Here is an 18,514-nt window from a genome sequence, read left to right on the forward strand (position 1 = left end):
GCGTCAGTACACATGGAACAATCATATGGACGATAAAGGCATCCGTTTCGACTACTCAAATGCGTTGGTGCGGCGGCCGTTGCCAAATGCATGCGAAAGCGTTCGAGGATATATCTTGCGCATTCAAGACTTGAATGTCGTTGACCTCTTCAAGAGAGATCTTGCTCATATATGCCGATCAGCCAAAGCTCTAGAAGACTTGGGTCGACATCTCGCACGCGACGTTAGCGGTCTACACAATCGTGTTTGCCTCGAGATTGAATCGACGCAAAGCCAACCAAGCATTCGGGTTCTTGAGCATCTTCTGCCCATAGATTGGGTCAGCAAACAGGTAAAAAGAATTTGTCCTGCTTGCTTGGCTGCCAATGGCTGCATGCATCTCATGTGGGAGATCAGTTTGATCAAATCCTGCCACGAGCACCATTGCAAATTGGTGGATTCTTGTAATCGCTGCTCAGATCAGTTGCTCTGGGGAAGGGGTGGACTTTTCAATTGCCATTGCGGGTTTGATCTGAGAAAAATTGAAGCGGCATCTCTCGGTCCATCCAGAATGGAGCTGGACAAACTATTGTTGGCATGCACTATCGGTTCTTATAGCGACCACAAGTCCCCGAACGCGTCCAACTCCCCGACTACTCCAGTCTTATTGGGAACCAAAGTTCGCATTGGGAAGCATGGACTTGTTGCCATGGGTGTAATCACTGGCCATGTCGCACCGAATATCCTGCCTTACATCGGCTTCAATGGGCAAGCAGTCAACGATGAAGAGATTGCAGGCGTCGCGCTACGCATCATCCACTCGTCGCTTAAATTTCTTGAGAAAGCAATGGTCACATTCTTTCACGAAGAGGCGCTTCAGCGTAGATCACAAAACGTCTATCGGGTTCTATATGGTGAAAGACAAGTGCGGTGCGTTCGCCTTCGAAAACTTTTCCATCTACCGCGAAGCGTGGCCCGAACCGATTACGTTCTGCAGACTTTGTACCCTAGTTGCGACTCAGCATACAAGCATTACTTGAGGTTGGTCAGATCACGGTTTTCTCGGGGCGAGAGTATGGACCATTTACTCTACACAAACTAACAATGCAACATGCATCCTTTGATTGGGTATGCACTCAACTCGAAGTTGTCTCTTAAGACCGCGATTCAATGTCATCCCTCCTGAGACATCCGACCTTTCTATATGGCGAAGGGGCAAGCGGATTTCTCTTGCGTCTCGCAAATGAAAACGGTCTCGCATTGTCTTCCCTGAAATCTCTGGGGATCTTCTTTCAGCTGAACCTCTTGATGAAAATGCGGTGCATAGGTTCGGATGAAGACAACAAAGATATTTTGAGGTACGCCCGTCATCTGGAGTTGCAGATTGATACCAGACCACTCCTCTGGAATCACCGCTACTGTCGTTTCTGTGCAGATTGTCTGAAAGAGCACGAATACTGGCGAGTAGGGTGGGAGCTGCTCTTCATGGACGTTTGCGCCAAGCACGAATGTTGGCTTATCGACCGCTGCGATGCGTGCGGTGAGGACGTGACTTGGTCACGCGAAAAACTTCTCCGGTGTAACTGTGGTCACAACTTTGCCCAAAGCACGCCTATGGAAGCGCCCAAAAGTGTTGTGCAACTGGCCAAAGCACTGGAGCTAAAGCTGATCCGCGGTACAGATGCGGAATGCATAGGTCTTTTGACTGGCCTCAGTCTGGAACAGACGCAGCGTGTTATCCGTTTCTTAGGCTGCTATGGTCAGGCCAGCGCTGGTCGGCTACCTCAAAAGGTTTCCAATGCTGGCGCCATGGACGTGTCTTGGCAAATCACCAGCATTGCAGCAGAAGTATTGAGTCGCTGGCCGACTAGCTTCAATCAATTGCTGCAAGGCATGTTAGACCGAAGCTCTGACAGCACTGGTCAACGATTCCCAAGGGAATTTGGCTTTCTTTATGGGTCAATTTTTAGACGCTTTGCGGAACCGGAATTTGATTTCCTGCGTACGGCATTTGAATCCTTTGTGGTCGAGCATTGGCACGGTCCGATTGCCAAGCGCAACACCCGTCTGTCATTGGCCATATTGGAGCGGTCTGCTTGGGTACCCGCCAATCACGCCAAACGCAAGCTCCAGATTTCCAGTAGCCGACTCGCAGAATTGGTGCGTTCAGGCGTCCTGGTGGGAGAGACACGCGTTTCCGGGACCGGCCGCAGCTTCTTAATAGTTCGCAAAGACTCCCTGGCCGCATTGCTTCCATCCCTGTCGGACCAAATTGATTTGATGGCAGCCAGTGAGATGTTGGGACTGACAAAAAGCCGTCTTCGATCGGTTGCATCCCAACTGTTTCCCGACGCGCGAAAAATTGAGGGTGCGGCAAACCGCTGGGCTTTCTCCAGGGCATCTGTGAGTGCACTATTGGAGGCCTGCGATGCCCCCGAGGCCTCAACTGTGGGAGGTGGCCAAGTATGCATGGACCACGTCTTGCGCTACTGGCTCTGCTCAGATGCAGAAATTGCCGTCATTCTCGTCGCCTTGCGCAATGACCGGATCCGTCCAGTTGGGCGGCTACAGCGCGGCGTCGGTATAAGCCACCTTATCTTCCTTGAAGAGCCGTTGCGTCAAATCATTGAACAAACTCGGCGCGCATCAATTGCTCTTTGGACAATTCCGGAAATTGCAGAAAAGCTTGCGATTAAACAAGAGGTTGCGTACTACCTCGTCCGAGCTGGGATGCTTGAAGCCCAGCAGAAAATCATAGGCCGCCGGCGGACATTTCTCGTCACGCAACATGGGCTCGATACTTTCCAAAGGAAGTATATTTTTGCTCGTGATCTCGCAAAACACCATAAAACAAATTCCCGAAGCTTGCAATTTCGCCTGGCTCAGGTAAATATCCTTCCTGTCGTATCACCGTCGACCGGGACTTGCCGCCAAGCTATCTACGCTAAAACACCAGAACTCACTGAGCTTGGTAAATAACTTAGACACAGACAGCAGCTCAGGGACAGACAACTAAATATGCTGTGTCTTTGTTAGCTAGACATGTTGACAGCTGCATAAAGTTAAACAGGGGAGGAAAAAATGCCAGTGCCCGTAACCGTCCCACTTTCGTGGACATGTGTTGATTGGAACCCTGACGAAACTTGGCAGAGGGACCTGCTGCCTCGTCTCGTTGCCAACGGAGCATTGAAGGAACGCCTTGACCGAAGCGTGTATGTCATACGCCTAGCTGGTAACTTTGCCATTAGCTATCCAAGGGGCGAATCACCTGCTATTTATGTCGGGGAGGGCAGCTTTGGCAGCCGAATCGCATCACATAAAAAGTGGGCACGGAAGCTCGAAGAGCTCGTAGGGGATTTCAACTTTCAAGTTTGCGTTGCGACTCCTCGAGTGAAGAGGCAAGAAAATACCTATCTCGATTGCGAAGCGGTTGTGCTCCAGCGTTTTGGGGAGCGCTTTGGATCGGCTCCTCTTTGGAACAAGCAATTTGAACGGCGTCGCTTCCAACACCATCAATACAGCCAGGAAAAACTAGACTACGTCATTGGGAAACGCAGTGGTGCAAAGTATCACTGGGCACTTAAGCCAATGAAGTCTTCTCCTTTTTATGAGAGTTACCTTAAGACCCATGTTTAACAGTCAGCTGAGGTAGATTTCCGTAAGAGCCTTGCACGCGCGTTAAATTGAAGTTAGCTGCATCGGGGTTGCGTCTTATCAAGACCACGCCCTGGAGAGGTGTGAGCGCGCTCGGATTAAACATCGCCCGCGTCATTTTTCAGATGTCCTTTCAAGTATTTGCCGGCACTCCCCTTTAGCTCGCCCCGGTCAAATAGCTTGCCTTTGAACTGAAAGTTCTGATCAATTCGAACGATGAGCAATTCATCAAAGTCTCCCTGGCTCTTGACGAGAACATGGTCGCCAGCTTTCTCGGGTGAAATTGTCTTTACCTCGACAAGTTTTCCGGCAATTGTTCCGTCGGAGCCGGCTCTATGAGTCCCATGGCGACAAAGTCCGAATTCGATCTCTGCATAGATTTCCCCAAGTTCACCCCAGACCTGCAAGTACCGACCCGTGTTCTCGAAATGGCGGGTAGCGCAGTCAACTAAATCCTCAAAGATTTTAGTTTGCTCCATCATGCTGAATGGAAACCCATCTCTACTTCTAAAAGGTGCATGCTGCTCATTTGGGCTGGTAACCGTTTCCGACTCATTTGAAAGCTCGGAGTTGATCCACTCTGTACTGATGTACTCCCACTCCCACGGGGCTGCCCCGGAACCGGCGGCATCGGCTATCTCTTCGGGGCTGTACCCGCTTTCGTGCATTTCGTGGAGAAAATCCCAGTCGCTCATGTCTATTCCTTTTTTTGGGCGGCTTCCTTTTCTAGTCTATCTTCCTATCTGATGTTGCTGGCTTGGTCTTGATGCGCAGGCCGCTTCTATGCATCGTGACAACGTTACTTGCTTGCCACATCAATTACTGGCCATTCAATATGACGACCCCAAAGCCAAAATCTCTCACCCGTACCGAACTACATGCTCTAGTGTGGAGCGAGCCAAGATCTAAGTTAGCAGGTATTTGGGGGATTTCTGACGTGGCCATTGGCAAGCTATGTGCCAAAGAACGTATCCCAGCACCGCCACCCGGCTACTGGGCAAAGAGGGTGGCGGGCGGTAGAGTTTCGACAACACCGTTGCCAATGCGGTTGCCTGGCCAGCGAGAGCTTGTCGATCTTCGCTCCGTTACCCACTACGAAAGGTGGAACACACCTATTGACCTGGAATCGGAGATTTCAGTTCCCGCTTATGGGGAAACTGTCGAAGAGGTTGTTCAGTCTGCCTTTGCAAGCCTCGGACCCTTTCGCGCCAAGAAAGACCTCACAGACCCGCATCGGGGTCTGCTTAGGGTACTGCGGTCAGAAGCAAACCGTGCCGAAAAGTTCAAAGCTAGGAATTGGTCTTTTGACAAGCCACATTTTCTGGAGCCTAGGTTCCAACGCCAGCTCCGCCTGTTTAGCAGCATCTTCTTCATCCTCGACTCCATCCATGCAAGCTGTGAAGTTTCTGAAAGAGAGACCTGGATTCAGGGTGTAGGTCATATTCACCATCTTGTTGCGTCCGTTTCGATTGGTGCGTCCCGAGTTCAACTTCAATTCTTAGAGCCGGAAAATCCCAAGGGCAGTAGCGACATACCGCGAGGCAACGTCACAACACTTCGCGTGGGATTGAGCGACAAAGACGGAGATTTTGTGGATGGAACAGATGCCAAGATTGAAAGGCGTCTTGATGAAATTGTGGAAAAAATTCTCACTCTAGCTGAGACCAAGATGCGCGCCGCAGATCTTTCCATCTACGATTGGAAATTGGAGCGCAGAAGCCAAATGCTGGAAGAAATTGCGGAGCAAAAGCGCAAGGAAGAACAGATGCGCCTGGCGGCCATCGAAGCCAGAAAACAGGCCATCAGGAAAGAGATATCCGATGCGGCTGCAAACCTTCGCAGTGCCAGGGACATTCGCAGTCTCGTAGACGTAATGGCCACTCACCCGGATTGGTCTGGCGAAGGAAGAGCGAAATACCAGTCGTGGGCCGAAGCAGCCTTGCGCGAGGCTGACGCATTGGACCCAATGCTGCAACCTATTGCTAATAGCTTTAGTGCTTGGGGAGTCGAGGCCTGTGACCTGAAGCGCACCGGGGATTCGTGATTCACGATGCTTCGCTAATACCGGGTTTTCAGCTTGGGACTATGCCAAGGACCGCGCAAAAGGCTCTGTGTGCCTAGCGAATTTTCCTTCTGTCCGGTACTATTGAATAGATGAGTCCAACTGAATCTTTCGCAAGTTCCGCTACGCACGAGTGGGCCAGATTGAATCCAAAGCCGATTCGACCGGGCTCGGGAATCTTCCATGACTTCGTTGTTGGATTCCACCGGAGTTGGCATTCCTATTTTGCACCCCTCAAAATGGCTTTTTGGTTGATCAACTATGCGGTCCGCTTCGCGCGTGGCTTGGTGAAACTCTGAACACGCCACACGGCCGTGTGGCGATATGGTGAAGCAGCATGAGTTTTACTGAGTTGCTTACCCATCCAGCTATCAGCCTCCTGATCTTCCTGATTGGATTGCTTGTCGGCAACTGGACGGCCATTGGCAGGGACCGAAGGAAGGAATTCAACGACGCGGCTGGGCCCTTGGTACTTTTTCTTGTTGCCCAACAAAGTGACCCGAGTCCGTATAGAAAGCGGCCAACTATTGGCGAACGCTACGCTGTCGAAATTCGCCTAAATCGCTTTGACCGAAATCGCTTCATTTCTGCGTGGAAACACTACGAGGTGTCTTGCGAGAAAGCCCAACAACAAGATGAGCTTGGGCAAGTCAGCTATGGTGATACTTCTTCCTTACTCTCGGCAATCAACAAGTGCCTGAAGATTATCCGCCTGCGATAACAATGATCAGTTGCGAATTCTGAGGAGCTTGATGGTGAAAAATGAGACGCCACCACCATGCAAGATGGCTAGTAGTCGAGTGTGAACGTATTTCGTGGACCGTCGTAGTGCAAGATACCCAACTGGAGGATGTCGCGGCCAAGCATGCCCTCGGTACCTTGGTTTTCTAACGGCAACGCCAAGACTTCCAATGCCGGAATTCTCCAGGGTGACTGTGTGGGATTTTTTATTTCCAGCTCAATGTCATAGACATCGCACAGTTCTGGCACGCCCTTAGAACCGGATGTGAGTATTCTTGCTTGGCTCGTAGGCGAAATGCCCAAACTACGCATGGTTTGACTACTGAGCGTAGTGCTGTCAGCGCCCGTATCAATAATGAGTGTTACTGAGATTTTCGGGTTAACCGTTATTCCCTTCGCAAACATCGCTGCACGCCGTGGAGCGCTAAGCCAGATGTTTGCCTCCACTATTAGCCCGTTATTGCGGGCGTCAAGCGTTAGCCTCGGCACGGACCTAAGTCACGTGTGTAGTGAACAGTGCTTAGTTCAGCCGACTCGACTCGCTTCACAAAGAATGCGTCCAACCCCAGGTTGGTATATGCCCACTCTAGCGCTTCGTCATAGCGCTTGAAAAATTCCAAAAGCCGATCACCTTTGATAACGACGTACTCTCCATCATGCATGGGGAGTACACGAGACAAAGCAGCCTCATAGGCCACAAGCTCCGGCCTAACAGGAATGTGTTCACTCTTGATCATTTTTGGACCTCCTAGGGTAGAGGCAAACCGCTACCCATTGTTTTACTCTCTTTTCGCACTACGCCACCTGCGTTGCATCACCCGCTTGCACTTTTTTGCAAAATTGGGAGTCTGTCGACAACCTCCCGCCGTATATGGTCAAGCTCAATGACGAATGCAAAGGCATATTGACCATCGGTTGCTCGTTCTAACGAGTCACCAGCACCCCTCAGATACATGAACTGCCCATCCGTGACCACATGGCTTGCCGGCAGAGACGTCAACGTAATCTGAGGCTGGTATTTCCGTAAGTATTCAAACCCCTTACGGAGGCGCAACGGCGAAACCCCGGCATTGGACAGACGCGCTACAAGCCTGAGCGCGACAACATCTCCAAACGAATAGTGCCTTGGGATCCCATGTCCACGCTGGCAATCACAGGATGGCAAGACAACTCCGACTCGGCAAAGGTAATTCACCATTGCCTGAGTGAGCCCAGCCAAGCGGGCGGCACGAGCGGCCGAAAACCATTCGGCGGAGTCATGAACCGGCTTTTTGGGCACGACTTTTAATTAGAGTTTAGCGTCATACTATATTTATATCGTATTTATCAACAGATATCCATGGATATATCCACAGCCTTATCCACAGATTGGCGGCCCCGCTTTCGGATCTAGCGTCACCGCTGTGCCCCAGAAGCCCCAGAAGCAGGATGCGCCAGGCCCTCTGTAGTTCCAATTTCCACCCATCATGGACAAATTTGCGCATGTTCGGTGGAAACTCTCTATGATTCCCAGCCCATGGCCTGTCTCAAATCTGACTTCATCCCCTTTCAGACGGATTCAGGACGGGTCATTGCCAATCTTGAAGCCGCATACGACCGGTGGCACGGAGCGCGACAGACTTTGGCATCTCTGCCCACCTCCATGTTCTGGCAAACCAAGGGCAACACTCAATATCTCGCCGTCAAAAAAGGTGGCCACGCAAGCGCTACTACCAAAGGTGCGCGCTCGCCAGAGACAGAGGCTGTCTACGAGTCGTTTGTCGTCGAAAAGGAGCTGAATAGAAAGCGCGCCTCCGAAGCCACGTCCCTCATTGAGCAACGCGCACTTCAATATAGAGCGCTTAGGTTGCCGGCAATGCCGGACAAGCAGGGCGAACTGTTGCGCGCACTAGATATAGAGGGGCTGCTTAGAAACGATCTGCTGGTTGTAGGCGCCAATGCCTTTGTGGCTTATGAAATTCTGTGTGGCGTGAAATTCCCAGTGCGAAATGAGCCTGCCCAAGGGCTTGATTTGGCATGGTGTCGAGGGTCGAGCGCATCTCTTGCAAGGTTGGTACCGGACTCACATGCTGAAAGTCGTAAGTCTCTGATGGCGGTGCTGCATTCCATTGATTCCACTTACCGCATCAACCCTAAAAACTCCTCTCAGGCAGTGAGCAGTACCGGCAACGAAGTCCAGTTGTTGACGGCACTGAGTCAATTGCCCTTGCCCAGCGATGGGGGCTTCGAGTCGACAGCTTCGTTGGTGGAGCAAGAATGGTTGCTTCGTGGGAAGGCAGCGTTTGTAGTGATCGCGACTCGGCGGAATCGCGCCTGCCCGCTTTACGTTCCGGACCCTCGTTGGATGGCAGTTCATAAGTTGTGGCTGGCCAAAAAGCAAGGACGAGATGCGCAAAAGAAGTTGAGAGACGCTCGACAGGGTCAAGTGCTGCTTGATGCTTGTCGTCACTTCCTGGCCTATGAGTACCCACTAGACAAGGAGTTCGTGCTTAGCCTCCCTAGCGAACTTCGCGACCTGTTTGACGATTGGGCACAAGAAGCCGAATACGAGGAAAAATAAAGCGATAAATGAAACAGTCGCCATCACGCACGCCGTTTTTGCAGCTTTGCCTGCTTGCGCAACAACTTACGCTTCAGGCCTTCCAGTGCCTTCATCGATACATCCGATGCAATCCATCCGACGGCACCGCTTTCCAGCGTGATTTTGGTGACGTATTTCCCGTTTTGCGCAGGTATCTCTTCTTGCTTCAATATCGATGACATCACTTGGTCCTTAGATAGGTCACCGCTTTGGCAGTGAAGATGTTAGGTGTCAGCAGTAGCACTTTGGTGCTTTACTGCACTAAGCCCGCGAATGCGATAGCGCTTGCTGCGGTCGCTTTCATTGAGGTGGCGGTCATCAAGTTCCTCAGACACATCCACCAACTCCCAAGCAATAAGTAGCTGAACGGCAGGACCAATGTCGGCCCTTCTCAGGCCGGTCCACTTCATGATTCCCGTATAACTAATGGCGGTGTTGTTGAACACCTGCCTGCGAAGAGCCAGGAAAAGCACGTAGAGCTTCAATGCATACAAAGTTATCCGCTTTCGCTCCAGCTTCTTGATTGACAGTGATCCGTCGCCTTGTAGGAGCTGCGTCTGTGGAATCTGGCACCACCCGCCATTTTCGTGAAGGCCAACAATTTCGTAGAAATTGGCTCTGCCAATCTTCACCCTGGCGATTGCACCCAACGATTCAAGCAGTTCGATGCCCCGACTAACAGTGGCCCTGGCAAAACCAGTCATCCTTTGGAGTTCATCATACGTAACAGCGACTTTTGTTGGGCGCGGACTGGACACATCGAACTTGCGCCCTTTCAACGTCACATTCAGCCGTATTGACAATGCAATCAGGATCATCAATGCAGCCATTGAACTTGACCCGTCTTTGCGCCAGACCAGAGACTTCAACGGATAAACCAGCGCCGCTTCATCAGCTTCTTCATGAGGCGCGACCGGCCGGAGCCAGGCGCTTGGCATTTTGGCCCAGCTCATTTTTTTGAGACCACCGTATGAACAACCTTAAGTGCCATGGCTGCGACTGCCAGAGAAGCCAATGCAACCAACGAGACCAGCAACATTGGATTTGCTTGAACAACTGCCAGGAATTCGGCGGCACCTTTAATCAACATCGAAATAGCAGGCATGAATAGCTCCAGAACCAAACATGACTGAATTTTTAACGATATGCAAATATTGTTCTAGAAGGAGTTCCAGTCAGATGAATAGTGATTATGTAAATAAATCTAATAAAATCAATATGTTATTGCGATTTAAAACAGTTTTTTCGACCCTAAATTCAGTTCAACATACTGGGGCCGGAAGCTAACTAACTCTTGCGCTCAGGAGCACTTTTCGCTCCAATCAGTTCAGCTTTCGATATCACGCATGCAAAAGCCGCTGGCATTTGCGTTGATCAATGCCTGCTGCCCCAACGCTATTTTGACCCGCCCGTAGGGGTCCAACGGACACTTCCTGACTTCAGCAACTCTTGGATAAAGACGCCCGGGCCAATTCGGTCGGCGACGGAGGTTAAACTTCGTGCAACCAAGACTTGGCAGCAATGCTGTCTACCGTTACCTCAGTCCAAGACCTTGTAAACGGCCTGGCGTTTTCACTCCTCGTGATAGTTGATTTTTCATTGACCTGTAACTTGGAGATTTTTATGGAAACTAACCTGTTCACCGTCTTTCAAGCTGTGAAGTCCGAGTGCGCGTCACTATACGGGGGTTAAAGCGCCGGGCCGATAGTGCAAGGGATATCTGAGAGCGGGGTGACAGTTGCCAGGAGATGACGGCCTCCACCAATACTTTCACCGTTGCTGGTAGCAGCGGGTTTCTTAATTTTTCGAATGAGGATTGCCATAGGCGAGTAGAACACCAAGGATTGGTGCAACTATTTCGGGACTGTCAGATGGCGGAGTCCCAAAAAACGTGCACAACCCATTGATCTATATAGAGCCTATGTGCAACTATTTCGAGAAACTACAAAACGGACTTTGCAATCCCATGTTCGGCCGCAAACTCAAGTCTCTCTTTCAAACGGTAGACATTACTGCGCCGGCACCGGGATTTGAAGAAACCCGGGCCGCAGATGCTGAGTCAGCGTTTGAAAATACGCAAATGGGCGACGATACGTCGTTTGGCGATACCCAATTTGCGCCGGGCCATACCAACCATTACCAGTGTGTTTGCGGACAACAGTGGGACAGTGTTTCGACGGGCGTGTGCAACGACACCTGCCCCGCATGCGGCAAAGACACGGCCCCCAAGGATGATTGAAGGCCTGATCGCCGGCACGCTGGTCGGGCTGGCGGAAACCCGCCAAGGCAAGAACGACACCAGCTTCGCGCTGGCCAAGGTGAAGGCCACCGCCGGCGATGGCGAAAGCCTGATGGTCAACGTGATTGCGTTTGCGGCGGAAGCCAGCGCGGCGCTTATGGTGCTGGACGATGGCGACGCGGTCGCCCTTGCCGGGTCACTGACACCCAAGGTGTGGACTGACAAACAGGGCAATGCGCGCCCTGCGCTGGACATGGTGGCAACCCAAGTGTTGACCGTTTACCACGCCACGCAAAAGCGCGCGGACATCGCGCCGCAAGCTTAGGGCTTGTTGCCCAACACATCCAGCATGAAGGTGAACTCCAGCGCCTGCAGACGCGCTTTCTGGCTGTTGTCTGCCGCGCCACCGTGGCCGCCTTCGATGTTTTCGTAATACAGCACGTCGTGGCCCTGCTCCAGCATGCGGGCTGCCATCTTGCGTGCGTGGGCCGGATGCACCCGGTCGTCGCGCGTGGACGTGGTGAACAGCACCTTCGGATACTTCACACCAAGCTTCACGTTTTGGTACGGGCTGTACTTGCTGATCCAGGCCCATTCTTCCGACTTGTCTGGGTCGCCGTATTCGGCCATCCAGCTGTTGCCGGCCAGTAGCTTGTGGTAGCGCTGCATGTCCAACAGCGGGACCGCGCACAACACGGCGCCGAATAGTTCGGGGCGCTGCACCATCACAGCACCAACCAGCAGGCCGCCGTTGCTGCCACCGTAAATGCCCAGGTGTTTGGGGCTGGTGATCTTGCGCGCCGCCAGATCTTCGGCCACAGCGGCGAAGTCGTCGTAGCTGCGTTGTTTGTTGGCTTTGGTGGCCGAGGTGTGCCATGTGGGTCCGAACTCGCCGCCGCCGCGGATGTTCGCAATCACCAAGACGCCGCCGTGGCGGTACCAGGCTTCGCCATAAGTGCCGGAGTAGCTGGGCAACATCGAGATTTGGTAGCCACCGTAGCCGTACAGAATGGTCGGGTTGTTGCCATCGGCCTTGGCGCCTTTGGGCCACACCACGAAGTAGGGGATGCGCGTGCCGTCCTTACTGGTAGCAAACATCTGCTCCACCCGCATGCCGTCGGCGTTGAAGAAGGTCGGACGCTGCTTCAGCAGCTCGCGCTTGTCGTCACCAGCCTGGCCCAGGTACAGGCTGTCTGGCGTCAGGAAGTCCGCGTAGTTCATGAAGTACGTGTTGGCGTACGGGTCGTTCTTCACAAACGGATCGCTCATGTTGGACGCGCTCAGCGTGCCAGGGAAGGGCGCGTTCACCGCGCGCGTGATCCACTTGCCGTTGTCATAACGCACTTCTTCCAGCCGACCCGCCACGTTATCCAGAATGCCCAGGATCACATAGTCACGCGTCAGGCTGACACCGCCGCGGCCGAGTGAGCGTGTGGCAGTGGGCGTGAACAGCACGTCGAAATTACGCTCGCCTCGCATGAAGTCGTCAAATTTGATCGCCAGCAGCGAGCCCGCCTTGTAGGAAGCCTGCGGTGTCTGGTAATCGCTGCGCAATTGCAGGAACGCCCACTCGCGGCGCGAGAAGAACGTGGCGTCGGACGGTTTGTCGATGCGTACCAGCTTGTCACCCTGGCGCATGAAGACTTCGGTATTGAAGAAATCGGTCGAACGGCCGAACCCCACGCGCTCAAACCCGGGTGTGCGATCCACACTAAAAAAGGCGGAGACATCGCTCTCCTGCGCCTCGTAGAGAGTTCGTGCCGTGGTGAGCGGTGTGCCGCGCTTCCACTCTTTGATGATGCGTGTGTAGCCGCTCTTGGTCATGCTGCCGGGGCCAAAATCGGTGCCCACCAACAGAGTGTCGGCATCCAGCCAGGTCACGCTGGTTTTGGCTTCGGGCAGTACGAAGCCGTCCTTGACGAAACTGCGGCTGGCGATATCGAACTCGCGCACGACCTTGGCATCGGCACCGCCGCGCGAGAGTTGCAACAGGCAGCGGTTGTAGTCTGGCGCCAGGCAGTCGGAGCCACCCCAGACCCAGTTCTCGCCTTCCGCTTTACCCAGTGCATCCAGATCCAGCAGCACTTCCCATTGCGGCTTGGGCTTGCGGTATTCGGCAAGCGTCGTGCGCCGCCACAGGCCGCGCGGGTTGGCTGCATCACGCCAGAAATTGACAAAGTAATCGCCACGGCGGCCGACATAGGGGATCTGGTCGCGGTTGTCCAGCACGGCCAGAAGGCGCTGCTGGTTGTCCTTGAACACGGGCTGCTTTTCCAGCAGGCCTTGCGTGACGGCATTGCGTTCGCGCGCCCAGTTCAGCGAACGCTCGCCCTGTACGTCTTCGAGCCATTGGTAGGGATCATTCATGGGCGTGGATTGTGCGCCGGCATGGGTGGCGACAAGTGCGAGCAAGCCCGAGGCGAGCACGCGGTTCAGTGAAAATTTCAAATTCAACTCCGTTAACAGGCCGTGTGTGTGCTGGCGATAATAAGACATGACATCCTCTCCTATCACCCGTATCAACCCCCAAGCCCAATGGTCTGACGCTGTCGTACACAACAGCACTGCTTATTTTGTGGAAGTGCCAGAAAGCGGCACCGACATCACCACCCAGACGCAAGCCGTGCTGGCACAGGCTGAGCGCACATTGGCGCTCGTAGGCTCCGACAAAAGCCAGTTGCTGATGGCGACGATCTGCATCAAACAGATGGCGGACCGCGCGGCGATGAATGCGGAGTGGGCAGCCTGGTTGCCCGAGGGTTGCGCGCCTGCGCGCATCTGCATCAGCGCCGAGATGGCGAGCCCGGATTACCTGCTGGAAATTGCATTCACCGCAGCGACAATTCAGAGCTAAATATGGCTGCAAGGCGCATAGAATGTGCGTAAGCAGCTACCAAATATATAGCATCCGCGGTTACTCTTCGATCAGCTTCTTCTCGATGCGCCGGTCCGGGATGAACCAGATGCAGGCCACTGCGCCCAGCAGAACGCCGGAGATTGCGGGGTAACCCAGCAACGCCAGTGGGATGGAAATCACGTAGCAGGCGACCGAGATTTTTCCCTTGCGATCATTGCCCACGGCCACGTGCAATAAGGACTGTTCGCCCTGCGACTTGATGATCCGTGATTGAAGCCACGTATAACTGATTGCGCACATCAGCAGATCGAACGCATACACCGCGACCGGCACCGCGCCGAAGTGGTTCTCGCCCATCCACGCGGTGGCAAACGGCATCAGCGACAGCCAGAACAGCAGGTTCAGGTTGGACCACAGGATGGCGCCGTTGACCTGCTTGACCGCATGCAGCATGTGGTGGTGGTTGTTCCAATAAATACCCACGTTGGCAAAGCTCAGCACGTAGCTCAGGAAGATCGGCCACAGCGGCAGCAGGTCGGCAAACTCCTGGCCGTGCGGCACCTTGAACTCCAGCACCATGATGGTGATGATGATGGCGATCACGCCGTCACTGAAAGCTTCGAGTCGGGTCTTGTTCATGGCTGGGCTCCGAATGCGCTGTGGGTTTTTGGGGTTCTCTGACTGCCATTTTGAAGCAAAGCGCGCGGGTTTCCACGCACCTTTCGCAACAAGCGCTCTCCCTATAATTTGCCCGGCCCCTCGCTCCACCCCTGCGCGAGGGCCTCTTTTTTCTCCTTACCCAGGAAACCCATGAAACTTCAGACCTCCGTGCTGGCCGCCTGCGCAGCCCTGATCGCCCAATCCGCCTTTGCTACCGCTACAACAACTGGCGCGACAACGCGCGGCGGCATCCTGCAACCCAGCGCTGCCGAACTGCCTGCGCTGTGCGACCAGACCATTGCCGACGCGAAAGCGCGCATTGAGAAAATCAAGACTCTGCCGCTACAAAAAGCCAACGCCAAGACCGTACTGGGCGCTTGGAACCAATTGGACATCGTGCTGCAAAACATGAATGGCCCCCTGGAGCTGATGCAGGAAACCCACCCCAATCCCGAGAATCGCAAAGCGGCCGAAGACTGCAACCTGAAGCTGTCCGCACTGCCCAACGACTACCTGCAAAGCGAAGAACTCTTCAAGCGCGTGGAAGCGGTGCGCACCACGAACGCGATTGATGCGATGGCGCGCCAAAGCATTCTGGACGACTTCAAGGAGCGTGGCGTTAACCTGACTGGTGCAGCCCGCGAGCGCGCCAAGCAAATCTTTGATCGCCTGGACAAACTGTCGCAAGACTTCCAGCGCAACACCCGTGACGTGAACACCAAGCTGGCATTCTCCGAAGCCGATCTGAAAGGCATTCCGCCCAACATGCTGGCCAAGCGCGAAAAGGATGCGCAAGGCAATTACCTGTTCGGTCTGGACTACCCCGAACAAAACGCGATCATGAACTTCGTGGAAGTCGAACCGACGCGCCAAGCCTTCTACCTCGCCTTCAACCAGCGCGGCGGCCAGGTCAACCTGGACATCCTGAAAGAAGCCACCGTATTGCGTCTGGAGCTGGCCAAGCTGATGGGTGAAACCAACTTCGCTGACTGGTCGATCAAACGCAAGATGGCGGGCAACGCTGCCAACGTCAACAAGTTCCTGGACGACGTGCTGGGCCGCGTCACCGCGCTGGAACGCAAGGAACTGGATGAGCTGCGCCAGGAAAAGGTTGCGCTCACTGGCAAGCCCGACGCGGTGTTGAAGGCCTGGGACACCAGCTTCTTCCAGCAGCGCCTGAAGAAGTCTCGCTATAGCGTAGACCAGAACGAAGTGCGCGCGCAGTTCCCGACCGAGCCGACGATTGCTTGGATGATGAAAGTCACCAGCACGCTGTACGGCGTCAAGTTTGAACCCAACACCAAGCTGCCGGTCTGGCACGCCGACGTGCGTGCCTACGACCTGCTGGATGGCAAGACCGGCAAGTACATCTCCAGCTTCTATCTGGACATGTTCCCGCGCGAAGGCAAGTACAAGCACGCAGCGGCCTTCCCGGTGCGCGGTGTGTCGCTGCTGGAAAACCGCACGCCGGTCAGCGTATTGGTCACCAACTTCAGCCGCGACGGCTTTGACCAGGACGAGCTGCGCACGCTGTTCCACGAGTTCGGCCACATCATGCACGGCGTGCTGTCCAAGACCCGCTATGTGCTCAATGCCGGTACCGGTGTGAAGCGCGACTTTGTCGAAGCGCCTTCACAGATGTACGAAGCATGGGCACGCCGGCCCGAGTCGCTGGCGCTGTTCGCATCTGTCTGCGCGACCTGCAAGCCCATCGACATGAAGCTCGTAGACCGCATGAACGCCTCGCGCACCTTCGGCCAGGGCCGCTTCTACGCGACCCAACGTCTGTACGCCGCGTTCGACATGTCGCTGCACACCGCTACTGCAGTTGACCCACAGCAAGCCTGGGTGGACATCTCCAGCAAGACGCCAATGGGCTACACCCCCGGCAACATGCTGCCCGCGTCCTTCGGCCACCTGATGGGCGGCTACCAGGCCGGCTACTACGGCTACATGTGGTCTGAAGTGCTGGCGCTGGACATGCGCACCGCCTTTGGCAACAACGTGATGGACACCGCCAAGGGCGCCAAGTACCGCAAGCTGATTCTGGAAAGCGGTGGCGAGCGCCCAGCTTCAGCACTGGTCGAAGAGTTCCTGGGCCGCAAGTCCACACCGGATGCGTTCTTTGCGGAGATCGCCGGAAAGTAAGAATGGAATAGGGCGCTAGCGCCCATACAGCAAGCGGGGCACGCTACTAAAACAGTAGCGTGCCCCGCTTTTATTCAGGACCACCGCAGACGCGCAGAGGCAGCCAATGGCAAGGAGCGGTAACTAATCCCCTTGGCTTGCAGGCACCATTTGGCTGGACTTGCCCAGCACCCACGAGATCGCAAAGCCGCCTGAAAAACCGCTTTTTTGGGTGACCAGCGGGCTGTTTTCGAAGACCGCCCCGCTGACGTTGTCGTAGCGAACAAAACCGCCGGCCCAAAAGCCTGGAAAACGTTTCCACAAGGCCGACACGATCTGAATGCCGGCAAAACCGGCCCGGGCTTCGTAGGCGGGTCGAGTGGCACTGCTGAATTGCGGCGCAACACCGTAAAAATACGCATGCTGCTCTTGGCTGCCAAAGATCGGGCCACCAACACTACCCAGAGTCCAGCCCGAAAAACCCAACGGACTGTCGATGTCGAGATTGAGACGTGGCGCAATTTGCCAGCCTATGAAGCGGGGATCGCTCTCCAGCGTCACCGCCGCACGCACCGGCACAAACAGACGCAGCCTGGAGTCCTTGGTCGCCGAGTGCCACAACTTGATGTCCAACGACGGCCCCACCTCAAGACTGGCACTGAGGTCGGGCATGCCATTGCGCACCTTGACATCGTTGCTGCGCACTGGCGGCGATGCGGCAAAGCTCACATTGATTTCGTATTTGTCAGTGTCGAACAAGACCCCGCGCACGCCGTCGCGATCCGCCTTCAGGTGCTCGCCGCGATAAATGATGTACGGAATCGGCAGCACATTGGTGCTGGATTCCACTGCGCCGCGGTAGGCGGGCAGCTGCACCGCCAGCACCCCGACGCCAGCCTCCCACAGCGGCAGCTCCTGCGCCTGGGCGACCTGCGCAAAACAGCAGGTCACGCCAACCAGTAGGGGCAGCGCCCGTGAAAAATGCGTCATGGTGCAGCCTTGGGATAGAGGGGCAGTGGGGCGATGGGCAGCGCGGAAAGCGCCGGCAAAAACACCTCGGTGACCAGCAAGCTGGAGCCATGGCGGGTGAACAGCGAACGCCTGGCCAACAGGCGTGCGGTCTGCGCCGGAACCAGCTGCAGCGCCACAATCCGCCGCATCAGCGGGTGGCTGACGCACAGCCGTGCGTAGTGCAAATCGTCGCGCGCGACCAGCGGGTCATGGAACAGCGTACTGCCCAGGGATTTGTTACCCAACGACGCAAACAGCGGCCAGTGGCTGGCATTGGCCGATAGCGGCAACACCGTATGCGCGTAGACCACGGCGACCCCATCGCAGCGCAACAACACGTCCCGCTCGACCACATTGGCCCGCCTGGACAGGCCGATGGCATTGAATTCGTCCGGCAAACAACGTGCTACCTGCTGCTGCAGGCGCTGCACCCGAAACTGGCCGCAACGCGCAACCAGCCGCGCGGTTAGCGAATGTCTGTCAGTCAGCCAATCACGCATTTCGACCGATGCGGCATGCCGGTGGATATGCGGATGCCAGTGGGCAAGGGCCGGGGAATGCGTGCGGTTCATGGTTCTGCCAAGATTCTTTTTATTTGCCGTC

At 54.8% G+C, this 18,514-nt stretch carries 20 protein-coding genes; 10 read left to right on the top strand and 10 right to left on the bottom strand.

What is annotated here, in order from left to right; genetic code table 11:
- Positions 1–25 precede the first annotated feature (25 nt).
- The 3 genes from AC1DV6_RS07220 to AC1DV6_RS07230 all read left to right on the top strand — a co-directional run bounded on the left by AC1DV6_RS07220 (position 26) and on the right by AC1DV6_RS07230 (position 3,615).
- On the top strand, positions 26–1,081 hold the full coding sequence (locus tag AC1DV6_RS07220) for a TniQ family protein (protein WP_477976550.1): 1,056 nt from the start codon (positions 26–28) through the stop codon (positions 1,079–1,081).
- Positions 1,082–1,149: 68 nt separating this feature from the next.
- Positions 1,150–2,958: a TniQ family protein gene (locus tag AC1DV6_RS07225; RefSeq protein ID WP_477976552.1), complete on the top strand. Its 1,809-nt coding sequence runs from the start codon at positions 1,150–1,152 to the stop codon at positions 2,956–2,958.
- A gap of 102 nt (positions 2,959–3,060) precedes the next feature.
- A complete protein-coding gene (locus AC1DV6_RS07230) occupies positions 3,061–3,615 on the top strand; it encodes a hypothetical protein (protein WP_477976554.1) in 555 nt (184 codons plus the stop codon).
- A 116-nt stretch (positions 3,616–3,731) separates the two neighbouring features.
- On the opposite strand, the gene AC1DV6_RS07235 is transcribed toward AC1DV6_RS07230, so the two are convergent.
- Positions 3,732–4,328 (bottom strand): hypothetical protein, encoded by a 597-nt coding sequence (locus AC1DV6_RS07235; RefSeq protein ID WP_477976555.1) that lies wholly within the window; start codon positions 4,326–4,328, stop codon positions 3,732–3,734.
- Positions 4,329–4,423: 95 nt separating this feature from the next.
- Here AC1DV6_RS07235 and AC1DV6_RS07240 point away from each other — a divergent pair, with 95 nt between their 5' ends.
- Together AC1DV6_RS07240 and AC1DV6_RS07245 are read left to right on the top strand one after the other, a co-directional pair.
- Positions 4,424–5,677, top strand: a complete 1,254-nt coding sequence (locus AC1DV6_RS07240) for a hypothetical protein (RefSeq protein ID WP_477976557.1) — start codon at positions 4,424–4,426, stop codon at positions 5,675–5,677.
- Positions 5,678–6,032: 355 nt separating this feature from the next.
- Positions 6,033–6,416 (top strand): hypothetical protein, encoded by a 384-nt coding sequence (locus AC1DV6_RS07245; RefSeq protein WP_477976559.1) that lies wholly within the window; start codon positions 6,033–6,035, stop codon positions 6,414–6,416.
- Between the two features lie 68 nt (positions 6,417–6,484).
- On the opposite strand, the gene AC1DV6_RS07250 is transcribed toward AC1DV6_RS07245, so the two are convergent.
- Both AC1DV6_RS07250 and AC1DV6_RS07255 read right to left on the bottom strand, forming a co-directional pair.
- Positions 6,485–6,841, bottom strand: a complete 357-nt coding sequence (locus AC1DV6_RS07250) for an aspartyl protease family protein (protein ID WP_477976561.1) — start codon at positions 6,839–6,841, stop codon at positions 6,485–6,487.
- A gap of 409 nt (positions 6,842–7,250) precedes the next feature.
- On the bottom strand, positions 7,251–7,715 hold the full coding sequence (locus tag AC1DV6_RS07255) for a MerR family transcriptional regulator (RefSeq protein WP_477976563.1): 465 nt from the start codon (positions 7,713–7,715) through the stop codon (positions 7,251–7,253).
- Positions 7,716–7,952: 237 nt separating this feature from the next.
- Between AC1DV6_RS07255 and AC1DV6_RS07260 the strand changes: the two genes are divergently transcribed.
- Positions 7,953–8,996 carry a GSU2403 family nucleotidyltransferase fold protein gene (locus AC1DV6_RS07260; RefSeq protein ID WP_477976565.1) on the top strand — a complete coding sequence of 348 codons (1,044 nt, stop codon included), beginning with the start codon at positions 7,953–7,955 and terminating at the stop codon, positions 8,994–8,996.
- Positions 8,997–9,019: 23 nt separating this feature from the next.
- Here the strand turns inward: AC1DV6_RS07260 and AC1DV6_RS07265 are convergent, their stop codons facing one another.
- The 3 genes from AC1DV6_RS07265 to AC1DV6_RS07275 are packed head-to-tail and all read right to left on the bottom strand — an operon-like array spanning position 9,020 to position 10,122.
- Complete coding sequence (locus AC1DV6_RS07265; protein WP_477976567.1) at positions 9,020–9,199, bottom strand: hypothetical protein; 180 nt, start codon at positions 9,197–9,199, stop codon at positions 9,020–9,022.
- 42 nt (positions 9,200–9,241) lie between these two features.
- Positions 9,242–9,970 (bottom strand): hypothetical protein, encoded by a 729-nt coding sequence (locus AC1DV6_RS07270; RefSeq protein ID WP_477976569.1) that lies wholly within the window; start codon positions 9,968–9,970, stop codon positions 9,242–9,244.
- Positions 9,967–10,122, bottom strand: coding sequence for a hypothetical protein (locus tag AC1DV6_RS07275; RefSeq protein ID WP_477976571.1), 156 nt, complete (start codon positions 10,120–10,122; stop codon positions 9,967–9,969). Before AC1DV6_RS07275 ends, AC1DV6_RS07270 begins: the two co-directional genes overlap by 4 nt.
- Positions 10,123–10,908: 786 nt before the next feature.
- Between AC1DV6_RS07275 and AC1DV6_RS07280 the strand changes: the two genes are divergently transcribed.
- Complete coding sequence (locus tag AC1DV6_RS07280) at positions 10,909–11,256, top strand: hypothetical protein (protein ID WP_477976573.1); 348 nt, start codon at positions 10,909–10,911, stop codon at positions 11,254–11,256.
- Positions 11,249–11,581 carry a single-stranded DNA-binding protein gene (locus tag AC1DV6_RS07285; RefSeq protein ID WP_477976574.1) on the top strand — a complete coding sequence of 111 codons (333 nt, stop codon included), beginning with the start codon at positions 11,249–11,251 and terminating at the stop codon, positions 11,579–11,581. Before AC1DV6_RS07280 ends, AC1DV6_RS07285 begins: the two co-directional genes overlap by 8 nt.
- Here the strand turns inward: AC1DV6_RS07285 and AC1DV6_RS07290 are convergent.
- The gene (locus AC1DV6_RS07290) at positions 11,578–13,752 is read right to left on the bottom strand and encodes a prolyl oligopeptidase family serine peptidase (protein ID WP_477976576.1); all 2,175 of its coding nucleotides are present in this window, start codon (positions 13,750–13,752) and stop codon (positions 11,578–11,580) included. The two genes, AC1DV6_RS07285 and AC1DV6_RS07290, sit on opposite strands and share 4 nt — an antisense overlap.
- Here AC1DV6_RS07290 and AC1DV6_RS07295 point away from each other — a divergent pair.
- Positions 13,751–14,110 carry a RidA family protein gene (locus tag AC1DV6_RS07295; RefSeq protein WP_477976578.1) on the top strand — a complete coding sequence of 120 codons (360 nt, stop codon included), beginning with the start codon at positions 13,751–13,753 and terminating at the stop codon, positions 14,108–14,110. The two genes, AC1DV6_RS07290 and AC1DV6_RS07295, sit on opposite strands and share 2 nt — an antisense overlap.
- Positions 14,111–14,170: 60 nt before the next feature.
- On the opposite strand, the gene AC1DV6_RS07300 is transcribed toward AC1DV6_RS07295, so the two are convergent.
- Positions 14,171–14,752 (bottom strand): TMEM175 family protein, encoded by a 582-nt coding sequence (locus AC1DV6_RS07300; RefSeq protein ID WP_477976579.1) that lies wholly within the window; start codon positions 14,750–14,752, stop codon positions 14,171–14,173.
- Between the two features lie 171 nt (positions 14,753–14,923).
- On the opposite strand from AC1DV6_RS07300, the gene AC1DV6_RS07305 reads away from it, so the two are divergent.
- Positions 14,924–16,921, top strand: coding sequence for a M3 family metallopeptidase (locus tag AC1DV6_RS07305; protein WP_477976581.1), 1,998 nt, complete (start codon positions 14,924–14,926; stop codon positions 16,919–16,921).
- Positions 16,922–17,044: 123 nt separating this feature from the next.
- On the opposite strand, the gene AC1DV6_RS07310 is transcribed toward AC1DV6_RS07305, so the two are convergent.
- Complete coding sequence (locus AC1DV6_RS07310; RefSeq protein WP_477976583.1) at positions 17,045–17,890, bottom strand: MipA/OmpV family protein; 846 nt, start codon at positions 17,888–17,890, stop codon at positions 17,045–17,047.
- Positions 17,887–18,483: a chorismate--pyruvate lyase family protein gene (locus AC1DV6_RS07315; protein ID WP_477976585.1), complete on the bottom strand. Its 597-nt coding sequence runs from the start codon at positions 18,481–18,483 to the stop codon at positions 17,887–17,889. Before AC1DV6_RS07315 ends, AC1DV6_RS07310 begins: the two co-directional genes overlap by 4 nt.
- Positions 18,484–18,514: the final 31 nt, after the last annotated feature.

This window comes from Rhodoferax sp. P2_H8_2, assembly GCF_056403235.1.

Coding starts and splice junctions, on each gene's coding strand:
- AC1DV6_RS07300 (WP_477976579.1), bottom strand. CDS start 14,752: ATGAACAAGACCCGACTCGAAGCTTTCAGTGACGGCGTGATCGCCATC.
- AC1DV6_RS07275 (WP_477976571.1), bottom strand. CDS start 10,122: ATGCCTGCTATTTCGATGTTGATTAAAGGTGCCGCCGAATTCCTGGCA.
- AC1DV6_RS07250 (WP_477976561.1), bottom strand. CDS start 6,841: ATGTTTGCGAAGGGAATAACGGTTAACCCGAAAATCTCAGTAACACTC.
- AC1DV6_RS07230 (WP_477976554.1), top strand. CDS start 3,061: ATGCCAGTGCCCGTAACCGTCCCACTTTCGTGGACATGTGTTGATTGG.
- AC1DV6_RS07245 (WP_477976559.1), top strand. CDS start 6,033: ATGAGTTTTACTGAGTTGCTTACCCATCCAGCTATCAGCCTCCTGATC.
- AC1DV6_RS07235 (WP_477976555.1), bottom strand. CDS start 4,328: ATGAGCGACTGGGATTTTCTCCACGAAATGCACGAAAGCGGGTACAGC.
- AC1DV6_RS07315 (WP_477976585.1), bottom strand. CDS start 18,483: ATGAACCGCACGCATTCCCCGGCCCTTGCCCACTGGCATCCGCATATC.
- AC1DV6_RS07305 (WP_477976581.1), top strand. CDS start 14,924: ATGAAACTTCAGACCTCCGTGCTGGCCGCCTGCGCAGCCCTGATCGCC.
- AC1DV6_RS07270 (WP_477976569.1), bottom strand. CDS start 9,970: ATGAGCTGGGCCAAAATGCCAAGCGCCTGGCTCCGGCCGGTCGCGCCT.
- AC1DV6_RS07265 (WP_477976567.1), bottom strand. CDS start 9,199: ATGTCATCGATATTGAAGCAAGAAGAGATACCTGCGCAAAACGGGAAA.
- AC1DV6_RS07285 (WP_477976574.1), top strand. CDS start 11,249: ATGATTGAAGGCCTGATCGCCGGCACGCTGGTCGGGCTGGCGGAAACC.
- AC1DV6_RS07225 (WP_477976552.1), top strand. CDS start 1,150: ATGTCATCCCTCCTGAGACATCCGACCTTTCTATATGGCGAAGGGGCA.
- AC1DV6_RS07310 (WP_477976583.1), bottom strand. CDS start 17,890: ATGACGCATTTTTCACGGGCGCTGCCCCTACTGGTTGGCGTGACCTGC.
- AC1DV6_RS07290 (WP_477976576.1), bottom strand. CDS start 13,752: ATGTCTTATTATCGCCAGCACACACACGGCCTGTTAACGGAGTTGAAT.
- AC1DV6_RS07220 (WP_477976550.1), top strand. CDS start 26: ATGGACGATAAAGGCATCCGTTTCGACTACTCAAATGCGTTGGTGCGG.
- AC1DV6_RS07295 (WP_477976578.1), top strand. CDS start 13,751: ATGACATCCTCTCCTATCACCCGTATCAACCCCCAAGCCCAATGGTCT.
- AC1DV6_RS07260 (WP_477976565.1), top strand. CDS start 7,953: ATGGCCTGTCTCAAATCTGACTTCATCCCCTTTCAGACGGATTCAGGA.